Origin of the sequence: Shewanella sp. M16, assembly GCF_018224605.1 — a bacterium.
GTDB lineage: Bacteria > Pseudomonadota > Gammaproteobacteria > Enterobacterales > Shewanellaceae > Shewanella > Shewanella oncorhynchi.
The window spans coordinates 68,314-87,706 of sequence record NZ_JAGTUL010000007.1 but is presented as its reverse complement, the minus strand read 5'-3'; the positions used below and the strand labels follow the sequence as shown (position 1 = coordinate 87,706).

The following is a 19,393-nucleotide window of genomic DNA, read 5'->3' as shown; positions in this document are numbered from 1 at the left end:
CATGAGTAACGATTTTCAATTTATAGAAGTGGGTCGTAAAGACCCCGCTAAACACCCTGCGGCTAAACGTGCGACTCAGTTTATTGAGATTTATCAGCCTTTTGCCCAGCCTCAAGTGGCTGAGCAAGCGGACCGCTGTTTAGATTGCGGCAATCCTTATTGTGAGTGGAAGTGCCCGCTACACAATTATATTCCTAACTGGCTCAAGCTAGCGGAACAAGGTCGCATCATGGAAGCGGCAGATTTAGTACATGAGACCAACACTCTGCCCGAAATCTGCGGCCGTGTTTGTCCACAAGACAGACTCTGTGAAGGTGCTTGTACTCTGAACGACGACTTTGGCGCTGTCACTATCGGTAATGTCGAAAAATACATTACCGATACCGCTATTGCCCAAGGCTGGCGCCCCGATATGAGCAAAGTCACACCACGCCCTGAACGAGTGGCGATTGTCGGTGCGGGTCCTGCGGGTTTAGGCTGCGCGGATATTCTGTCTCGCAACGGTGTTAAAGCTGTGGTCTTTGATAAATATCCACAAATTGGTGGTCTACTCACCTACGGTATTCCGTCTTTTAAACTCGACAAAGCCGTTATGGCGACCCGTCGCAGTGTATTAGAAGGCATGGGCATTGAGTTCAAACTCGGTGTCACTGTCGGTAAGGACATCCCATTTACTAAACTGCTCGAAGAATACGATGCCGTCTTCCTCGGTATGGGCACCTATACCGCGATGAAAGCAGGCCTTGAGGGTGAAGATGCCCAAGGCGTATACCAAGCCCTGCCCTATTTGATTGGTAACACCCATCATTTAATGGGCACCCAGAATACTGAAACGCCCTACCTGAACCTTGAAGGTAAACGTGTGGTGGTATTAGGCGGTGGTGATACTGCGATGGATTGTGTGCGCACAGCCGTCAGACAAGGTGCCAGCAGTGTAGTCTGTGCTTACCGCCGGGACGAGGCAAACATGCCAGGCTCACGTCGTGAAGTGCAAAATGCGCGGGAGGAAGGGGTTAACTTCCTGTTTAACCGTCAACCTGTGGCGATTAAAACCCAAGATGGCAAAGTAGTTGGCATTGAATGCGTTGAAACAGCCATGGGCAAGGCCGATGCCAGCGGTCGTCAACGCGCAGAAGCGATTGCCGGTAGCGAACAGTTGCTCGAAGCCGATGCGATTATTATCGCCTTTGGTTTCCAACCCAGCCCTGCACCTTGGTTTGCCGAACACGGTATCGAGCTCGATCAATGGGGCCGAGTCAAAGCGAGTAAGTTAGATGAAAACCCATTCCAAACCACAAACCCGAAAGTGTTTGCCGGTGGTGATATGGTGCGTGGTTCTGACTTAGTCGTGACAGCCATTGCCGAAGGTCGCGATGCCGCCCAAGGTATTCTTAATTACTTAGACTAAGCGCTATAGATTAAGCGCCAACGTGTTTATTTTACAGGTAAAAACATTTTACCCTTGTCATTTTAACAAGCACTCCAATGGCTGGACTCGTGCAAACGAGTTCAGCCATTTACTAGTGGCTTATCGCAATCGGTTGATGGATAAAATAGATAGATAAAGCGCGCATCTTAGGGGCGCACTTTTCCGTTAACCCTCTCGCGTTTTACCCCGCGATTATCAAGCAATCCCAATCTCGCCATAACGACTGCATAAAACTGTGTGGTATATTAGCCAGCATTCCCATGTCCCACTCTTTAAGTGTTGAATCAAAAAGGTCTCCCATGAAAATTGGAATTATTGGCGCAATGGAGCCAGAAGTCGCTCACCTGATCGCCGCCATGACAAATGCGACATCGCAAACCATTGCTGGTATTGAATTTATTGCTGGTACTCTCGCGGGTAAAGACGTAGTCGTGACTCGCTCAGGCATAGGTAAAGTCGCCGCAAGTATTGCGACCACGCTACTCATCGAAAAATATGCGCCGGATGCGGTGATCAATACTGGTTCTGCCGGTGGTTTTGTGGATTCGTTGGCCATTGGCGATATCGTGATTTCTTCTGAAGTGCGTCACCATGATGTGGATGTCACCGCCTTTGGTTATGAAATTGGCCAAATGGCACAGCAACCTGCTGCGTTTATTCCTGCCGCACATTTAGTTGAAGCTGCCAACAAAGCGATTGCTCAACTGGGTGAAGTCAAAGCAATTGAAGGTTTGATTTGTACTGGCGACAGCTTTATTTGCGATCCTGTTCGCACCCAAGCCATGCTCAAAAACTTCCCTACTATGGCCGCCTGTGAGATGGAAGGCGCGGCAATCGCTCAAGTTTGCCATCAGTTTGGAGTGCCATTTGTGGTGATCCGCTCTTTATCGGATAACGCCAACAATGACTCGCCAGTGGATTTCGACTCTTATATTGTCAAAGCGGGTTATCACTCGGCTCTGATGGTGATGTTGCTGCTTGAGCAACTGAATCCTAGCGCAGTAAAATAATCACTTAAGTGGAAAGTACCGAATGCACACCTCTTTTTATCAACAACTTGTCGAGATAGATGGCGCTTTGTTTGAAGGCTTTTTGGTACTTTTTTTTGCTTTGTTATTGGCGCGGTTAGCGCCATTACCACGGGAAATGCAGCCGCTTATTTGGTTTAGCCATTTAGCCAAGCAACTCGCTGCCAAAGTGAATCGCCCAGAACGCTCTCCAAGCCAACAAGCCACAGCAGGCTTTTTAGCTATGATGCTGTTACTGTTTCCGTTTTGGGCCATTATCACCTTTTTGCTCGAACTGGCTGCCTTTCCATGGTTTTTCGAATTTTTGGTGCTTTACCTATGCTTAACCGATGCAGGGTTTAGCCAAGTCGCCGATGAAATCGCTAAAGCCTTAAAACGTGGAGACAATGCCAGCGCAAAAAAGCTTTTACAGCCTTGGGTAGTGCGCGATACCGATAGTTTGTCGGAAATCGGCCTAGCCAAAGCCACCATAGAAAAACTCGCCACAGCGCCTATTTACGGCACAGCATCGACCATTTTCTTTTTCGCTATTGCTGGAGCACCGCTAGTGCTAGCTGTGCGAATGCTCAAACAACTCGAATTGAGCTGGCCGCCCATTCAACCAAAGTATCAACATTTCTGCAGTACTGTGAATGGTGTATCGATTATCTTGCTGGCGATTCCGGCTTGGTTGTGGAGCCTGTCGCTCGCCATTCAAGGCGGGCCTAAGGCGTTTGCAAAACTTTTTAGAGCCCCTAAAAATCATCACGCTATTCGAGGTTATGTTCTCAGTGTGAATCTCGTGGCCAGTATTTTGAGAATCGAGCTCGGTGGACCACAGAAGTTTGCTGGCGTGCGTATCAATGTGGATAAATTGTGCTACGGTCCGCAGCCAACCTGTGATGACATCACGCCTGCAATTAAGCTGACCTCACGTGCCTGTGCTATCTGGTTTAGCTTTATCATTATACTGCCCTTGTTATGGGCAAGTTTACGTTGGTTACAAAGCCTGTGATATGATGCCGCATTATCTCAACGTGAAGTTAAAGGCTGACCATCTTGCTCGAAAACATGCATGTTTCATTAACAACACCTGCGTTGTTATTTCCTGCTATCTCATTGTTATTATTAGCTTATACCAATCGTTTTTTTGCCTTAGCCGCATTAATCCGAAATTTAAGCAATGGTGAAAAACCCGTACATAAAGATCAAATTAAGAACCTGAGCCAGCGTATTACTATCATTCGTCGAATGCAGGAAGCAGGCGTGTCAAGCTTTGCCCTATGCGTACTGTGTATGATTTTTATCTATATCGGCTTTAATAAAACCGGCTCAGTGATTTTTGGCGCTAGCCTACTGCTCTTGCTCTATTCACTGATTTTATCTGTGATTGAAATCCGCATCTCTGTTGACGCATTAAATATCCATATCAAAGAGATGAGTAAATGAGCCAGTGGATCTACTTTTTTGATTTATGGGGTACCGCTGTATTTGCATTATCCGGCGCACTTGCCGCTGGACGCCATAGAATGGACCCCTTTGGCGTTATCGTGCTCGCCTCGGTTACCGCTGTCGGTGGTGGCAGTATTCGTGATGCCTTAATTGGTGCAACGCCAGTGTTCTGGATCCGCGACCCGAATTACATCATAGTGATCCTCGCGACCGTGCTCGTCTGTTTGCTATTAGTCCGTCGCCCTCGTAAGGTACCCGAGTATATTTTACCCGTCGCAGATGCCTTTGGATTGGCCCTCTTTACCGTGATAGGTGCTGAAAAGGCCCTCAATATGGGCTTGAGTGGGATGATTGCCGTCGTAATGGGCTTGATCACTGGCGTGGGAGGAGGCATTATTCGAGACTTACTGTGTAGACAAGTTCCTATGGTCTTACGCACAGAAGTCTATGCCACAGCTTCGATCATAGGTGGTATCGGCTATACCGTGAGCTTAGCCTACGGTATGGGCGAAAAAATGGCGCTGTTTCTGGCGATGGCCAGTGCCCTGTTAATCCGCTTAAGTGCCATCAAGTGGCATCTTTCATTACCGGCCTTTGATCTCAAGACCAAGAGGGAATAGTTTGCGAATATTGTGTTTTATTTTGTGCCTCATTTTTGTTCCAGCCCTCAATCCTGCAGCGGCGCAAGCCAACTCAGGTGAAATGCCACAAGAACAGCAGTTAGCCGTAAAATATATGAATGCGCTAACTGAACACGACTATAAGACACTGCGAAAATTCTATAACCGCGAAAGCGTCTTCTTCGACAAAACCGCCAACCGTAAATACACTGGCGGCCGCTTCATTATCGACTTCCTTGAGCGTGCCCACGAGGGCGTGCTCGAGTACAACTTCAACATAGAACATATGTATAACGCAGGATCTTTAGTGGTGATGATAGGTAACTATCATTTCAAGGGTCCAGGTGAACAATTTGGCAAACCGGGGAAAATCATCGATGTTGCGATACCAGGTGTGACAAGCCTTAAGATCGACATGCTCAATCGCAGAGTAACGGAACATGTCGACCTAATCGATTACCAGACCATGTCAGACCAATTAGCGATGCAGTAGTCACAAAATTTATCCGTCTTTGAAACTTGATCCCTAAAAACGAGTCGAAACTAACAATGAGTCAATACCACTGCGTATTTCACCTTTGAAAAATTGACTGAGCCGTTTCGTTTCAATGAGGTTTGTATGAAGTTTTTTGGATTGATAGCCCTACTCGCCCTTAATGGCTTAATACTGGCCCCCAAAGCACTGGCCTTACAGCCCATTATCGTTTCCTACGCCGTTCAGCCAGTAAGCCATTTTAATCAACAACTACGTACCGCTCAGGCGCAACATCAGCCTTGGTCGGAAGATCCCAATAAAATCAGCAGCCAATATGCAGGCAACAAATTTACTTTAGTGCGAACTCAAACCAATAAAGATGGCATTTTGACCTATCAAGTGAGCGAGCTTTCCAAGCAGCATCCACAGATGCTGTTGATTATCTCACTGAAACAAAACGCTAAACTTTGGCAGGTAAGTTCGGCCCAATTGGCATGGAAATGCAGCGGCGGGCAACACTTTGGCACCGACAGATGTAATATCGCCGAGCATGAGGCCAACACAGCGCCTTAATCTTGTTTTATGAAAAGATTCAAAAACAAAGAGCGCCCTAAGGCGCTCTTTTTGTTCGTTTAAACTTACTGTAGCGTAAACCTAACTAAACCAACGTCACTATACCAAAGTCACTTTGGCAAACTTACGTTTACCGACTTGGAATACAGCAACAGTACCCGCGAACAAAGTCATACGGCTATCTTCTAGCTTTTCGCCGTCCATCTTCACCGCGCCTTGCTTGATCATCCGCATCGCCTCTGAAGTCGACGACACTAAGTCTGCGTCTTTCAACAGATTGGCAATCGCAATACCTTCACCGGCAGCTAACTCAATTTCTTCGATATCATCGGGGATCATGCCCTTAGAACGATCGACAAAGGCTTGATGCGCACTTTCGGCAGACGCTGCATCATGGAAACGTGTGATAATTTCCTTAGCTAAGGCAATTTTAGTGTCACGTGGATTAGACCCATTCGCCACGTCTTGCTTAAACAGTTCAATTTCAGCCAATGGGCGGAATGATAACAGCTCAAAGTAGCGCCACATCAAGTCGTCCGAAATTGACATCAGCTTGCCAAACATTTCGTTGGCAGGTTCGCTTACGCCAATATAGTTATGCGCCGATTTAGACATTTTCTTCACGCCGTCTAAACCTTCGAGCAGCGGCATCATGATCACAGCTTGTGGCTTTTGACCTTCGGCTTTTTGCAGTTCACGGCCCATTAACAGGTTAAACTTTTGATCTGTACCACCCAGCTCAACATCGGCCTGTAGCGCAACTGAGTCATAGCCCTGAAGTAAAGGATACATAAACTCATGAATCGCAATCGACTGACCTGAGGCATATCGCTTCTTAAAGTCATCGCGCTCCATCATACGAGCCACAGTTTGCTTAGACGCGAGACGGATCATACCAGCGGCGCCCAATGGCTCTAACCAGCTTGAGTTGAATTCGATACGAGTCTTAGCAGGATCGAGGATCTTGTAAACCTGTTCTTTATAGGTTTCTGCGTTCGCTAAAACTTGTTCACGGGTGAGCGGCGGACGTGTGCTATTTTTACCACTTGGGTCCCCCACCATACCAGTAAAGTCACCAATCAAAAAAATGACTTCATGACCTAACTCTTGGAATAATCTTAATTTATTCAAGATTACTGTGTGTCCAAGATGGATATCCGGAGCGGTAGGGTCAGCACCTAACTTAATACGGAGTGGACGTCCTTCTTTGAGTTTTTCCAGCAGATCCGCTTCGAGTAAAATCTCATCGGTACCACGTCTAATTTCTGCTAATACTTGGTCTAAATCAGCCATCTCGGCAGGGACTCCTAAGGCCATGATCATAAAATGAAGAGACTTATGTTACTTGTTAGCCACCACAATTGAAAGTGTGTACACTAACGGGATTATTTAAGTCTCTGGTTATTGGTATCGGCGTCAATGGGAAAGGTTATAACGTTATTTAAATTGTTGCCTAAAAAGCATCAAATTCTCCTTAGCATTCTTTCAGTTATCACAATGATAACCATGCTTCTACCTTCTGAAGAAGCGCAAGCTTCAAGACAAACCACTAGCATTGATGACCAAGCTCAAATCAACACCCGTTATGATGTGCCCTTAGCTTTTCGCTCGCCTGAACGCCCTGAGTTGCCAGAAGGTCAAACAGATAATGCTCCGACAACGGCTGAACCGTTATCCTCACCCGATGCGCTCGCTGCAGCTGGAGCCAATAATCAAACCGCAGGATCCCACGAAAGCGCTCTTCACAGAGATGTCGAACATTTTAACGTCAAAAATGGTGATACTTTAGCCGCGGTATTTGATCGCGCTGGCTTAACCAGCAAAGACGTTTATGAAATCACCCAGTTGCCTTTAGCCAAGCAAAACTTGCTTAAGATAATGCCGGGCGAAGAAATTGTGATTTCAAAGGATGCAAACGGTAATTTGACTGAAGTGCGTTATCGAGTCGATGCTATTTCAACCCTAGTCATCACTAAAAGCCAAGAGCAATACAACGAAAAAATCTCCGAAAAGGATGTGGAAATCCGCAACCATTTCACCAGTGCCAAAATTAAGAGCAATTTCTGGAATGCCGCCGTGGATGCAGGCATGTCTGCTAACCAGATATTACAATTATCGACCGTATTCGGCTGGGATATCGACTTTGCCTTAGACTTACGCGAAGGCGACAGCTTCGCCATTATTTACGAGCAAGAATATGCCGATGGTGAATTTTTGCGTAATGGCAATATCTTAGCTGCAGAATTTGTTAACCAAGATGAGCGCTATACTGCCATTCGCTATACCGACGGTAACTATTATTCCGAAAATGGCACTAGCATGCGTAAAGCCTTCCTGCGCTCACCGGTCGATTTTAAGTATGTCAGCTCCAACTTTAACCCAAGACGTTTGCACCCAGTGACGGGCCAAGTCAAAGCCCATCGGGGTGTAGACTATGTCGCAGCCATTGGCACGCCCATTAAAGCTGCGGGTAGTGGACGCGTTATTGAGTCTGGTTATAATCAATTCAACGGTAACTATGTGTTTATCAAACATAACGATACCTATACCACCAAATATCTACACCTCACAAAACGTAATGTCAGCAAAGGCGCCAACGTTAAGCAAGGACAAATTATTGGTACTTTAGGTAAAACAGGCCGTGTCACTGGGGCTCATTTACATTACGAATTTATCGTCAATGGCGTACACCGCAACCCGAGAACGATTACGCTACCGAAATCCGAATCAATTGCGAGAAAAGAAAAAAATCAATTCGATGCACTTAGCAAGCAATTGATGACTACACTTTCGCAAAACAAGCAAACGCAATTGGCAATGCAATAACGACGGATGGATTCCTCCCAATGAAAAACGCTTATTATATTGGACTTATGTCAGGCACCAGCATGGACGGTGTCGATGCAGTATTGGTCGACTTTTCAGGCGCGCAGCCGCAGCTTATCGCCAGTCATACCGAAGCTATTCCGAGCCATTTACTCAAAGGTCTACAGCGCCTGTGCTTACCCAGCTCAGATGAAATTAACCGCCTCGGCCGTTTAGATCGAAATGTGGGTCAGCTGTTTGCCTTAGCAGTCAATAATCTGATGGCTAAATGTACTATTGCGAAAGAAGATATCATCGCCATTGGTAGCCATGGTCAAACTGTGCGCCATATGCCAAACCTCGAAGTGGGTTTTACCTTACAAATTGGCGATCCTAATACTATTGCGACCGAAACAGGCATAGATGTCATTGCCGATTTTCGTCGCAAAGATATTGCCCTTGGTGGGCAAGGCGCGCCCTTAGTACCCGCATTCCACCAGCAAACCTTTGCCCAAGTCGGTAAAAAACGTGTCATTCTCAATATTGGTGGTATTGCCAATATCACCTATCTGCCGGGCAATAGCGAAGAAGTCTTAGGCTTTGATACAGGACCAGGTAACACCTTAATTGATGCCTGGATGCAACAGGTTAAAAGTGAGCCCTTCGATAAAAATGGCGAATGGGCTGCATCCGGAAAAACTGATCAAAGCTTATTAACTCAGTTGCTTTCGCATCCGTATTTTTCCCTTGCTTACCCTAAAAGCACTGGTCGCGAACTGTTTAACCAAGCTTGGTTAGAGCAGCAATTATCGCCCTTTAATCATTTAGATGAAGAAGATATTCAATCAACTTTATTGGATTTAACCTGCCACAGCATAGCCCAAGACATTATAAAACTATCCAATGAAGGAGAATTATTCGTCTGTGGCGGCGGTGCATTTAATGGTCAACTGATGCAGCGTCTTGCAGCCTTATTACCAGGTTATAAGCTGGATACTACCTCGGCCCTTGGCGTCGATCCTAAGTGGGCAGAAGGCATCGCCTTTGCCTGGCTCGCCATGCGCAATCACTTAGGTTTACCCGCTAATCTCCCTGCAGTAACAGGCGCCTCCCGCGAAGCAGTACTCGGCGGACGATTTAGCGCTAAGTAATTGGCCTTCGCAAAATACTAAAGCGATAACCTAAACAAGAGCTTCTACATGAAGCTCTTGTTGTCTTTAAAAGACAAACTAATCTTTTCCCCTCTTCCTGCCTAAATTTCTCAAGAAAATCAGCAGCTATTTTAAAGCCATCTATTCTTAATTACTGAAGCATTTAGTGACAGAAGCATGAGTAAAAAAGTTTCGTCACTGAAGCTTAATCAAGTCTCACTATAGTAAAAACGGATACAGGATATTGCTCTAAACAGCTCAAACACTTAGGAATAGCCTCATAGGCGTCCAATAAGAAACTGGTTTTAAGGGAACTCGTGTCTACAGCGCGATTTTGCTCACTCAGACAAGATCCGTTAATAGGCAGGTAAATTAGGAATAAAGACGCACTGATTAACAAGCAAGCGTCTTTAAAAGAATAGGAAATCAAACAATGAACATGTCACAAAAAATGGCGGCAGAATTTCTCGGCACCTTGTGGTTAGTCCTTGGAGGGTGTGGTAGTGCTGTACTCGCCGCCGCATTTCCAGAAGTAGGCATAGGCTTACTCGGCGTCGCTTTAGCTTTTGGATTAACCGTATTAACTATGGCCTTTGCGATTGGCCATATTTCAGGTTGTCATCTCAACCCTGCAGTGTCATTCGGCCTTTGGGCTGGGGGACGTTTTCCGGCAGCAGAATTATTGCCCTATATCGTAGCCCAAGTCGCGGGTGGAATTGTGGGCGCTGGCATCTTGTATCTCATCGCTTCAGGACAAGAGGGATTTTCACTCGCGGGCGGATTTGCCTCTAACGGTTTTGGTGAGCACTCACCGGGTGGCTATAGCATGCTGTCGGTGATGATTTGTGAAATCGTTATGACACTGTTCTTCTTGATTATTATTTTAGGCGCCACCGATGAGCGAGCGCCTAAAGGATTTGCCCCAATTGCCATAGGGTTAGGTTTAACCCTAATTCACCTTATTAGTATTCCTGTGTCCAATACTTCGGTGAACCCAGCGCGTAGCACAGGCCCTGCACTGTTTGTCGGTGACTGGGCGGTATCACAACTCTGGTTGTTCTGGGTAGCACCGATTGTCGGCGCTATTTTGGCGGGCTTTATCTATCGCTACTTCCGCGCGGCAGAATAAAAGCCGAAGATCTAACACAACAGCGCTCTCTTGGCGCTGTTGTTCTTTTTCTAATCCCGCTCTAATGTTACCATTTAGCCAACTGGCGAATTTTGCTGTGCGACTAAATACACAACAGGCTTCGCCCTATCCAAGCAAAAGAGATATTTTTCATGAGCAAGACTGTTAAAAACCTCGCTGAGACAGCAGCAATGACGCCAGAAGCCCGTTACGATTACCTCGTTGAACAAGTTAAAGAACACAAAATACTTTGGACATTACAAGATCAAGACGGTTGCGTGATGTTAACCACTGAAGAAGAAGATTGCATCCCAATGTGGCCAACCGAAGAAGCCGCTGATTCTTGGGCTGTGGATGAATGGAGTGATTGCCAAACGTTAGCGATTCCACTCGACGAATTTCACGAAAGATGGGTGCCAGGCATGGAAGATGACGACCTCTTTGTCGCCGTATTCCCAGTATTAGATGATTTAGGTGTGGTAATCCCACCTTATGAGTTAGATCAAAGATTAGCGCCTAAGCAAAGCCACTAATCGCTATCGCTAAACGAGAATGCCTATGAGCGAGCAAAAATCGGCGATACCGACACCAGAGGCAAGTACAGCCCTTAGTCAGCACTTTCCGAAACGACTCATTGCCCTATTGCTAGTGTATGTTGTTGCGTCAGTGAGTGGCTTAATCGCTAAACAAGGGGTGTTATTTTGTCTGCTAACCCTCCTGATGGTGATTGCCATTATCGGTCGGCAAAAAGCAGGGCTTATCATGCTGCGCGGCTACACAGTCGTGCAGCTTGGATTGATTAGCATGCTGCCAGTGATCATGTACGATCCGGGCAACTTAGTGGTAGGTCCAACGACAGTGTACTTAGGTGAATGGCAGGGAAAACTGCCTGACTATATAATTTTTATCGCTTTGATCGTCTTGTCATTGCTGCAAGTTTGGATAGCCTTTGATAAAAAGGTAAAGGCATGGTTTAAGCCTAAGCTTAACCTGAACATCATGAGCTAAGCTCTTGTAGAAAATAAATTTAGCCCAACAAAAAGCCGTCATTGCGACGGCTTTTTTGATCTCACTCCACGCCTAAAAAGATGCAAAGTTAGTCATCATTAAACAGAAAAAATTTTTACACAGAGAAACTGGCACCACAGCCACAAGTTGTGGTTGCGTTAGGGTTTTTCACGAAGAAGCGAGAACCTTCCAGTCCTGAAGTGTAATCCACTTCACCACCGACTAAATATTGTAGGCTCATAGGATCGACAACCAAGAGAACGCCTTGTTTTTCTATCGTAAAATCGCCGTCATTAACCTTTTCATCAAAGGTAAAGCCGTACTGAAATCCAGAACAACCACCACCAGTCACATAGACTCGTAGCTTAAGTGCAGGATTTTGCTCTTCTTCCAGCAAACCTTTCACCTTAGCGGCTGCCGCATCGGTAAATTGGATTGGCATTGCTGTATCAGCTTGATCAGTCATTACTACCTCTTACATCAGTTTTCTGGGGCAAATTATCCTTTACCTGACTGTTTTGTTCAAGTATTACCCGTGGTTCTTTTTCACCCTGTAATAACTCAGGGGCACTATAGACATGTTCGGTCTGCGAATTCTTAGTCCAGCGGCTCGAAGGCACCAGCACTTTGACTTTCACTTGTTGTAAATTAAAGCCAGCAGGAACAGTGACCTTGGTATCTATGACTTGAAAATAGCGAAAATCAAATTCCAACTTAGAACCCGTGAGTTTGTTCACACTCAAGCTAACAGATTTGCCATCTTGCACACCAATGAGCGTCAATTCTGTTCGGCCTTGAATAGCTTGCTTACGCTTTTGCAACTGAGTCAACACCAACTTGAGATGATATTCATCGGCCAAAGCGCCCGGCGTCATTTCAAGTCCGTGAATAGCGACGCCTTCAGCATTATCATCCGGGGTCATAATGCTGCGGTAAAACGCCAGCTCATGCTCCAATTCTTTTTGCTTTTTCATTTGCTGGCCAAACATTTCTTGCATTTGGGTATTAGCCTCTCGCTCGACGGACAGCTCTAAATTTCGGGTTGCAAGTAGTTGGGTCTGTGCCTCTAACTCAGCGGTCAAGCGTTGAGTCTTGCTGCTGATATGCTTAACAACAGGCTCATCGCTGCTTAATAGCAGAAAACTTATCCAAGCCCCAAAAAGAATAGAAACTAACACTAAAAGCGATAAATATACTGAAGATGGACGATACTTGAGATCCATCACTTGCAGCCGATCTAGCCAACGATGATAATTTGGCATTAGGTAACAGCCCCTTATATAAAATACAATCAACTCAAGAACGAGTTCGATACAATACAACTCAGGCCAATGTAGTGCAATTAACGATAAATAAAGTCGCTATCCAACATGCCATAGTCACAGCCAAAAAGTATTTAACCAATGAGCTACGTGACCATTTATCTCAAGCCCGCATCAGTGCACAGCTGTGCATACTGGCACTGTTATTTGCTATTTTTGCATCCTGTGTGATCTTACTGTTTCGACTCTTGCTCGTTTGGGCTAATCATTACACCCAAATACAGGCGCTGGATTTTACGGGGAACGTCGCCGACTGGCGAGCCCTGTTACCCCTTTTAGGCGCAATATTAATTTGGATAGTGGCGAAGTTGGGCTCCAAACGCTACAAACGTATGGGAATAGCCTATGTGTTACATAGAGTTAAACTGCATTATGGTAAAATCCCCCTACAATCCGCCGCTGGGCAATTTTTTCAAGCACTCTTTGCCCTAGGCACAAATTTCTCAGTCGGCCGTGAAGGTCCTGCCATTCATCTGGGTGCTGTCAGCGCCAGTTTTCTCGCTGAAAAATTCAATCTTCCCGATAATAGCGTACGCATCATGTGTGCCAGTGGCATTGCCGCAGGGATTGCCGCCACTTTTAACGCGCCCTTAGCGGCGGTGATTTTTGTACTCGAAGTGATAGTCCGTGAATATAAAATCCATTACTTTTTCCCGATTATGCTATCAGCAATTTGTGGCGCAGTTTCAAGCCAACTGGTGTTTGGTAATGTGCACGAATTTGACCGTATTCAAGTGATCCATATTCCCTTAGACCATTACCCTATTCTCGCCATCGGCGGCGTGGTATTGGGCTGCGCCGCGGCGCTGTTTAATTACTCACTCTTAAAAGTCACCGCGACGGGGCAAAACTGGCCACTGATTTACCGACTATTACTGGCGGGCAGCGTCACCACCTTAATAGGTCTAGTATTGCCACAAGCCCTTGGTACTGGCGATCTCGCAATTGGCGAAGCCATTAGCCAACATCCAAGCCTATTGCTGTTAATCGCCCTGTTATTTGCCAAAACCATCGCCACTATTGCGGCGATTGGCTTAGGTATACCCGGTGGTTTGATTGGTCCACTTTATGGTATCGGCGCGCTGCTCGGGGCGATTTTGGCGCTGATCAGCGCTATCTTATTCCCCTCCATCGCCCCTTATGTAGGGCTTTACACTGTAATCGGCATGACAGCCATGATGGGCGTGTGTTTAAGCGCGCCGCTGGCCGCCTTAGTCGCCCTGTTAGAAATGACTAATGACGCCAGCATTATTTTACCGGCAATGTTTGTAACAATTCCGGCTTTTTTAATTGCTTATCAGGGTTTTAAGACCGACTCCATTTTCTTTAAGCAATTAGAAATTATGGGACTAGGTTATAAGGTCGCCCCCGTGAATTTAGCACTGCAGAAAAAAGGCGTGCGAGCCTTAATGGATAAACGCTTTGTTATCGTCAATAACAACGATGAATTGTTACTCGAAGTGCTAAAACGCGCCGAAGGTCGCCCTGTGCTAGTCCGCAATGCCGATGGCATTATCGAAATGCTTAGTCTTGAAATGCAATCCTATGATGACAGTACCACGCTATCACGCCATCCCATGCAAGGGCTAAGCGACAGCACCACCCTCAATGAAGTCTATTCACTATTGTCACCCAAACGCTGCGGTGAGGTGTTTATCTATCAAGATACACCAGACAATGTGGTTGGAGTGATCAGTTGGTCGAACCTACAACAGGAGATTCGTTCAGGCCAAGCCTAATATCGCTTCAAAACCTGAGGCGGCAGATTAAAAGCTTTGGGCTTCATCGCAAAAATCTAACACAGTGGTAATGTGGCTATTTCGTTGCCCCAGTGCTTCTGCTACAATCGCGCCTCAGCCACCCTACATAACATCAGGGCAGATAAGCGCGATACCGCAGCTTAAAATGCCCCCTAGCAAATTGGAAAACAGGCTGATGAATCAGTTCGAAGGATCCCATATCCTCTCCGTAAACCAGTTAGATCTTGACTCAATCCAAACTATTTTTAATGTCGCTAGCCGCATGATGCCCTATGCACTTCGAGAGAAGCGCAATAATGTGCTCGATGGCGCCATTTTAGGTAACCTGTTTTTCGAACCGAGTACCCGTACCCGCGTGAGTTTTGGCTGTGCCTTTAACTTGCTCGGCGGCCATGTACGTGAAACCACAGGCATGGCTTCATCGTCTTTATCTAAAGGTGAATCCCTGTACGATACCGCGCGGGTGTTATCCACCTATTCTGATGTCATTGCCATGCGCCATCCAGACTCTTACTCGGTAAAAGAGTTTGCAGAAGGCAGCCGCGTCCCAGTGATCAACGGCGGCGATGGTTCGAACGAGCATCCGACCCAAGCCTTGCTCGACTTATATACTATCCAAAAAGAACTCAAGTGTGCTGGCCGCGGTATCGATGGCATGCACATCGCTATGGTCGGCGACTTAAAATTTGGCCGTACTGTGCATTCACTGTCGCGCTTACTCTGCATGTATAAGAACATCAGTTTCACACTGATTTCACCTGCTGAATTAGCTATGCCTGATTATGTGATCTCCGACATTGAAAATGCTGGCCATAGCATCAAAATAACCGACCAACTTGAAGGCCATTTAGATAAAGCAGATATTTTGTATCTCACTCGCATTCAGGAAGAGCGCTTCCCTTCACAGGAAGAAGCAAATAAGTATCGCGGCAAGTTCCGCTTAAATCGCAGTATTTACACTCAGCATTGCAAATCTAACACAGTCATTATGCACCCGCTTCCAAGGGATTCACGGGCGCAAGCCAATGAGTTAGATAATGATTTAAATAGCCATCCCAATCTTGCTATCTTCAGACAGGCGGATAATGGGCTGTTAATTCGCATGGCTTTGTTTGCATTGACACTCGGCGTTGATAATCAACTCGAAAAATATGAGTGTCCGGTTAATTGGTATTCACGTAAAGCCGATCGCTAATTGGCTACAGACTTTAAGGACTAAACATGACCCGTTCCGAAGCGCTATTTGAACAGGCTAAAAAAACCATCCCCGGCGGCGTTAACTCTCCGGTTCGTGCATTTAATGGTGTAGGCGGTTCGCCCCTGTTTATTGAAAAAGCTAACGGCGCTTATATTTACGATGCCGATGGTAAAGCTTATATCGACTATGTCGGTTCTTGGGGCCCGATGATCCTCGGCCACAACCATCCTAAAATCCGTGCAGCTGTATTAGCAGCAGTAGAAAATGGCTTATCTTTTGGTGCGCCAACTGAGCTTGAAGTGCTAATGGCCGAAAAAGTCATCTCTATGGTGCCTTCTATCGAGCAAGTACGCATGGTGAGTTCAGGCACGGAAGCCACTATGAGTGCTATCCGTTTGGCACGCGGTTTTACCAATCGTGACAAGATCTTAAAATTTGAAGGCTGCTACCACGGCCACGCAGATTGCCTGTTAGTGAAAGCCGGTTCTGGCGCGTTAACGTTAGGCCAACCTAGCTCACCCGGTATTCCAGAAGATTTCGCCAAGCACACCTTAACCGCTGTGTATAACGATTTAGATTCAGTTAGAACCCTGTTCGAACAGTATCCAACTGAGATTTCTTGCATCATCATAGAGCCCGTTGCTGGCAACATGAACTGCATTCCACCTGTCCCAGGTTTCCTTCAAGGCCTGCGTGATATGTGTGATGAGTTTGGCGCGCTGTTGATTATCGATGAAGTGATGACAGGTTTTCGCGTATCACTAAGTGGTGCTCAAGGTTACTACGGCGTCACACCAGACTTAACCACACTTGGTAAAGTGATTGGTGGCGGCATGCCAGTGGGGGCTTTCGGTGGCCGTAAAGATGTGATGCAATTTATCGCCCCTACGGGTCCGGTTTACCAAGCGGGTACGTTATCGGGTAACCCCATTGCGATGTCAGCGGGTCTGGCACAAATGGAAGCCCTGTGTGAAGAAGGTCTATACGAAGCACTGAGCGCGAAAACAAAACGTATTGCAGAAGGCTTTAAAGCGGCTGCGGATAAGCACGGTATTCCAATGGCGATCAACTATGTTGGTGGCATGTTCGGTTTCTTCTTCACAGAACAACCCGAGATCACTCGTTTCGACCAAGTGACCCAATGCAATATCGAACAGTTCCGTATTTTCTATCACGGCATGCTAGATGAAGGTGTTTACTTAGCGCCAAGTGCCTATGAAGCTGGCTTCCTGTCAATGGCTCATGGCGAAGAAGAGATGCGCTTAACCTTAGAAGCGGCAGATCGCGTATTGGCGAGCATGAAAGCGGCAAGCTAAGCCTAAGCTTTAGTATTTAAGCCGTTTAAACATAACAAAGGGACGCCAATGCGTCCCTTTGCTTTTATTCGATTTAGTTAGCTTTGTGTCGCTTTAATAACGATCAGACTTTTTAGAACCTAAAGCCGATTTAAATATTATCCCAGCCTCCATGAATTGTAAGGTCAAGTGGATATGCTCAATAACGTGCTAAGGCCAACCCATCACGCCCAGCGCAATAAGTTGCTTACCACAATACGTTAACCAAACGAGTGAGCCTAAAAGCAAAAGATTCCGGATAATAAATCTCATTTTCCTCTACTTCAAAAACACAATATCCAGTATTGATACCCAAACAAGCTCAAGACGCAGAATTCCGCAGGACTGAGTGCTAAGAGCACTCTACTTCCGAGTGGCACTCATTCAAAAGACAAGCATTAAAAATGCCTGCCTACATAGGCATGACAATTCAGGAATATCGACCTGAATAAAAATTAATTGAAGAATATGCAAACTAACTGCTTAGACTTTAATCGTAGATCTCACTTTTAACACGGTAATCAAATCAAACAATACAGTTAATAACGCTGCAATAATCACAATAACCAATATATAAAACTAATTAGCAACCCAAAAGCATGAGACGGACGTCACAAAGAAGCATTAAATTGAGTTACAGCTAACAGTTGCGTTCTCTAGCCCATTATGTTCTGATCCGCACGCGCTAACACGGCTAGCTTAATTTAGCCTTGATATGCCCAATCTTTAGGTTGACTCAAGTCGCCCTACGACATCAAAACAGCAGTTGGAATTGCAGTTATGTTAAATACCTTTCTCATCTTACTGGCCGTGCTCGCATTGCTCAGTATTATTTTCGAAGAAGTGACCCACCTTAATAAAGCAAAAACCACCTTATTCTTTGGTTGTATCTCTTGGGTAGCGCTGTTTATGGCTGCAGGGGAACCGGCTAATGAGAAAATCGTTGCCCATCAGCTCAATGAAAATTTGCTCGAGATTGCCACACTTTGGCTCTTTCTGATGTCGACCATGACCTTCGTAGCATATTTGAATGCTAAGGGTATGATCCAAATCATGGTGCAAAAGCTGTTTCCGCAGAAAGTATCAGTGCGTATGTTAATGATCCAAGTCGCCCTATTTGCACTCGTGCTCTCAGCATTTTGTGATAACGTCACCGCGACTTTAGTGTCTTTAGGTTTATTAACCACCTTTAAACTCGACAAGCAAATGCGCCGTAGAATGGCAGTGTTGATTATCTTCGCGGTGAACTCAGGCGGTGTAGCCCTGATCACTGGCGATGTGACGACACTGATGATCTTCTTAGCTGGACATGTGCATATGTCTGAACTGCTGATGTTATTTATCCCATCGGCCGTGAGCGTGATTTTACTGGCAACTCTGTTCTCACTCAAAGCCGAAGGTGTTGTGAGCACGACGCCAATCAAACATACTTATCAAACCGTTGATGTATTGATTGCCCTCGTCTTCTTCTGCACCATTTTAATGACCATGCTACTCAACATATTGTTTGGTATCCCGCCAGTGTTAACCTTCTTAACGGGTCTATCAATTATGTTCCTGATTGGCCATACCACGCGCAGTGATAAAGAAGAAATCAAGATCCTAGAGTATATTCGCCAAGTTGAATACGACACTCTGTTGTTCTTCTTAGGTATTTTACTGCTCGTTGGTATGCTTAAAGAAATTGGCACCTTAGACATGTTGACTGAAGCTTATACTCAGTTTAATCCAAACATCTCTAACTTCGTCACGGGTATGGGCTCAGCCTTAATTGATAACGTACCGCTAACTGCGGCATTGTTAAAAGCCAATCCAGTGCTGACTACTCCTGAATGGCTTGGCTTGACTTACAGCGTCGGGGTAGGTGGTTCACTGCTGATTATCGGTTCAGCATCAGGTATTGTAGCCATGAGTAAAGTGAAAGAACTGACTTTTGTGAGTTACTTGAAATATGTTCCTGCACTTTTCCTCTGCTACAGCGTCGGTTACGCACTGACCCTATTCTTAGCCAACAGACTGTTTGATTAAGTTGATATTCACTAAGATCAAAAAAGGCGCCTAGTGCGCCTTTTTTATCAACTACTTATTCATTGTTACCACAAATAACCGCTAGCATGACTTATCGTAATA

General features: G+C 45.8%; 19 protein-coding genes. 16 read left to right on the top strand and 3 right to left on the bottom strand.

The genetic code is table 11. The features are described 5' to 3' along the window. The first annotated feature begins 1 nt into the window (after position 1). From KFE26_RS06745 to KFE26_RS06715, 7 genes are all read left to right on the top strand, one after another. Positions 2–1,408 (top strand): FAD-dependent oxidoreductase, encoded by a 1,407-nt coding sequence (locus tag KFE26_RS06745; protein WP_212599977.1) that lies wholly within the window; start codon positions 2–4, stop codon positions 1,406–1,408. Positions 1,409–1,728: 320 nt separating this feature from the next. Next, on the top strand, positions 1,729–2,439 hold the full coding sequence (locus KFE26_RS06740) for a 5'-methylthioadenosine/adenosylhomocysteine nucleosidase (RefSeq protein WP_028760844.1): 711 nt from the start codon (positions 1,729–1,731) through the stop codon (positions 2,437–2,439). Between the two features lie 22 nt (positions 2,440–2,461). After that, positions 2,462–3,451, top strand: coding sequence for a cobalamin biosynthesis protein (locus tag KFE26_RS06735; protein WP_212599976.1), 990 nt, complete (start codon positions 2,462–2,464; stop codon positions 3,449–3,451). A gap of 56 nt (positions 3,452–3,507) precedes the next feature. Further along, positions 3,508–3,885, top strand: a complete 378-nt coding sequence (locus tag KFE26_RS06730; protein WP_012088590.1) for a DUF2721 domain-containing protein — start codon at positions 3,508–3,510, stop codon at positions 3,883–3,885. Next, positions 3,882–4,508 (top strand): trimeric intracellular cation channel family protein, encoded by a 627-nt coding sequence (locus tag KFE26_RS06725; protein WP_105249873.1) that lies wholly within the window; start codon positions 3,882–3,884, stop codon positions 4,506–4,508. The genes KFE26_RS06730 and KFE26_RS06725 overlap by 4 nt, the downstream gene beginning before the upstream one ends. Before the next feature lies 1 nt (position 4,509). Next, positions 4,510–5,001, top strand: coding sequence for a nuclear transport factor 2 family protein (locus tag KFE26_RS06720; RefSeq protein WP_028760847.1), 492 nt, complete (start codon positions 4,510–4,512; stop codon positions 4,999–5,001). A 126-nt stretch (positions 5,002–5,127) separates the two neighbouring features. Further along, complete coding sequence (locus KFE26_RS06715; RefSeq protein WP_212599975.1) at positions 5,128–5,556, top strand: hypothetical protein; 429 nt, start codon at positions 5,128–5,130, stop codon at positions 5,554–5,556. Positions 5,557–5,655: 99 nt separating this feature from the next. On the opposite strand, the gene tyrS is transcribed toward KFE26_RS06715, so the two are convergent. Beyond that, on the bottom strand, positions 5,656–6,849 hold the full coding sequence (gene tyrS, locus KFE26_RS06710; protein WP_212599974.1) for a tyrosine--tRNA ligase: 1,194 nt from the start codon (positions 6,847–6,849) through the stop codon (positions 5,656–5,658). Between the two features lie 126 nt (positions 6,850–6,975). Here tyrS and KFE26_RS06705 point away from each other — a divergent pair, with 126 nt between their 5' ends. The 5 genes from KFE26_RS06705 to KFE26_RS06685 all read left to right on the top strand — a co-directional run bounded on the left by KFE26_RS06705 (position 6,976) and on the right by KFE26_RS06685 (position 11,649). Next, positions 6,976–8,382 carry a peptidoglycan DD-metalloendopeptidase family protein gene (locus tag KFE26_RS06705; protein ID WP_212599973.1) on the top strand — a complete coding sequence of 469 codons (1,407 nt, stop codon included), beginning with the start codon at positions 6,976–6,978 and terminating at the stop codon, positions 8,380–8,382. 20 nt (positions 8,383–8,402) lie between these two features. After that, the gene (locus tag KFE26_RS06700) at positions 8,403–9,512 is read left to right on the top strand and encodes an anhydro-N-acetylmuramic acid kinase (RefSeq protein ID WP_212599972.1); all 1,110 of its coding nucleotides are present in this window, start codon (positions 8,403–8,405) and stop codon (positions 9,510–9,512) included. Positions 9,513–9,945: 433 nt separating this feature from the next. Next, entirely contained in the window at positions 9,946–10,641 is a 696-nt protein-coding gene (gene aqpZ / locus KFE26_RS06695) for an aquaporin Z (RefSeq protein WP_212599971.1), read from the top strand. 152 nt (positions 10,642–10,793) lie between these two features. Next, positions 10,794–11,174 (top strand): DUF2750 domain-containing protein, encoded by a 381-nt coding sequence (locus tag KFE26_RS06690; RefSeq protein WP_028760853.1) that lies wholly within the window; start codon positions 10,794–10,796, stop codon positions 11,172–11,174. A 25-nt stretch (positions 11,175–11,199) separates the two neighbouring features. Further along, complete coding sequence (locus KFE26_RS06685) at positions 11,200–11,649, top strand: hypothetical protein (RefSeq protein WP_212599970.1); 450 nt, start codon at positions 11,200–11,202, stop codon at positions 11,647–11,649. A 115-nt stretch (positions 11,650–11,764) separates the two neighbouring features. Here the strand turns inward: KFE26_RS06685 and erpA are convergent, their stop codons facing one another. Both erpA and KFE26_RS06675 read right to left on the bottom strand, forming a co-directional pair. Continuing rightward, positions 11,765–12,115 (bottom strand): iron-sulfur cluster insertion protein ErpA, encoded by a 351-nt coding sequence (erpA, locus tag KFE26_RS06680; RefSeq protein WP_006080742.1) that lies wholly within the window; start codon positions 12,113–12,115, stop codon positions 11,765–11,767. Further along, complete coding sequence (locus KFE26_RS06675) at positions 12,108–12,911, bottom strand: DUF6776 family protein (protein ID WP_105249880.1); 804 nt, start codon at positions 12,909–12,911, stop codon at positions 12,108–12,110. Before KFE26_RS06675 ends, erpA begins: the two co-directional genes overlap by 8 nt. Positions 12,912–12,985: 74 nt before the next feature. Between KFE26_RS06675 and KFE26_RS06670 the strand changes: the two genes are divergently transcribed. The 4 genes from KFE26_RS06670 (at position 12,986) to nhaD (ending at position 19,291) form a co-directional block, all read left to right on the top strand. Then, on the top strand, positions 12,986–14,710 hold the full coding sequence (locus KFE26_RS06670) for a chloride channel protein (protein ID WP_212599969.1): 1,725 nt from the start codon (positions 12,986–12,988) through the stop codon (positions 14,708–14,710). 196 nt (positions 14,711–14,906) lie between these two features. Further along, positions 14,907–15,926: an aspartate carbamoyltransferase gene (locus KFE26_RS06665; RefSeq protein ID WP_113940696.1), complete on the top strand. Its 1,020-nt coding sequence runs from the start codon at positions 14,907–14,909 to the stop codon at positions 15,924–15,926. 26 nt (positions 15,927–15,952) lie between these two features. Next, positions 15,953–17,245: a glutamate-1-semialdehyde 2,1-aminomutase gene (gene hemL, locus KFE26_RS06660; RefSeq protein ID WP_212599968.1), complete on the top strand. Its 1,293-nt coding sequence runs from the start codon at positions 15,953–15,955 to the stop codon at positions 17,243–17,245. Between the two features lie 798 nt (positions 17,246–18,043). Continuing rightward, positions 18,044–19,291 (top strand): sodium:proton antiporter NhaD, encoded by a 1,248-nt coding sequence (nhaD, locus tag KFE26_RS06655; RefSeq protein WP_212599967.1) that lies wholly within the window; start codon positions 18,044–18,046, stop codon positions 19,289–19,291. The last annotated feature ends 102 nt before the right edge of the window (positions 19,292–19,393 follow it).

Excerpts from the sequence above, each read along its gene's own strand:
- KFE26_RS06745 (WP_212599977.1), top strand. The coding sequence starts at position 2 with ATGAGTAACGATTTTCAATTTATAGAAGTGGGTCGTAAAGACCCCGCT.
- KFE26_RS06740 (WP_028760844.1), top strand. The coding sequence starts at position 1,729 with ATGAAAATTGGAATTATTGGCGCAATGGAGCCAGAAGTCGCTCACCTG.
- KFE26_RS06735 (WP_212599976.1), top strand. The coding sequence starts at position 2,462 with ATGCACACCTCTTTTTATCAACAACTTGTCGAGATAGATGGCGCTTTG.
- KFE26_RS06730 (WP_012088590.1), top strand. The coding sequence starts at position 3,508 with ATGCATGTTTCATTAACAACACCTGCGTTGTTATTTCCTGCTATCTCA.
- KFE26_RS06725 (WP_105249873.1), top strand. The coding sequence starts at position 3,882 with ATGAGCCAGTGGATCTACTTTTTTGATTTATGGGGTACCGCTGTATTT.
- KFE26_RS06715 (WP_212599975.1), top strand. The coding sequence starts at position 5,128 with ATGAAGTTTTTTGGATTGATAGCCCTACTCGCCCTTAATGGCTTAATA.
- tyrS (WP_212599974.1), bottom strand. The coding sequence starts at position 6,849 with ATGGCTGATTTAGACCAAGTATTAGCAGAAATTAGACGTGGTACCGAT.
- KFE26_RS06705 (WP_212599973.1), top strand. The coding sequence starts at position 6,976 with ATGGGAAAGGTTATAACGTTATTTAAATTGTTGCCTAAAAAGCATCAA.
- KFE26_RS06700 (WP_212599972.1), top strand. The coding sequence starts at position 8,403 with ATGAAAAACGCTTATTATATTGGACTTATGTCAGGCACCAGCATGGAC.
- aqpZ (WP_212599971.1), top strand. The coding sequence starts at position 9,946 with ATGAACATGTCACAAAAAATGGCGGCAGAATTTCTCGGCACCTTGTGG.
- KFE26_RS06690 (WP_028760853.1), top strand. The coding sequence starts at position 10,794 with ATGAGCAAGACTGTTAAAAACCTCGCTGAGACAGCAGCAATGACGCCA.
- KFE26_RS06685 (WP_212599970.1), top strand. The coding sequence starts at position 11,200 with ATGAGCGAGCAAAAATCGGCGATACCGACACCAGAGGCAAGTACAGCC.
- erpA (WP_006080742.1), bottom strand. The coding sequence starts at position 12,115 with ATGACTGATCAAGCTGATACAGCAATGCCAATCCAATTTACCGATGCG.
- KFE26_RS06675 (WP_105249880.1), bottom strand. The coding sequence starts at position 12,911 with ATGCCAAATTATCATCGTTGGCTAGATCGGCTGCAAGTGATGGATCTC.
- KFE26_RS06665 (WP_113940696.1), top strand. The coding sequence starts at position 14,907 with ATGAATCAGTTCGAAGGATCCCATATCCTCTCCGTAAACCAGTTAGAT.
- hemL (WP_212599968.1), top strand. The coding sequence starts at position 15,953 with ATGACCCGTTCCGAAGCGCTATTTGAACAGGCTAAAAAAACCATCCCC.
- nhaD (WP_212599967.1), top strand. The coding sequence starts at position 18,044 with ATGTTAAATACCTTTCTCATCTTACTGGCCGTGCTCGCATTGCTCAGT.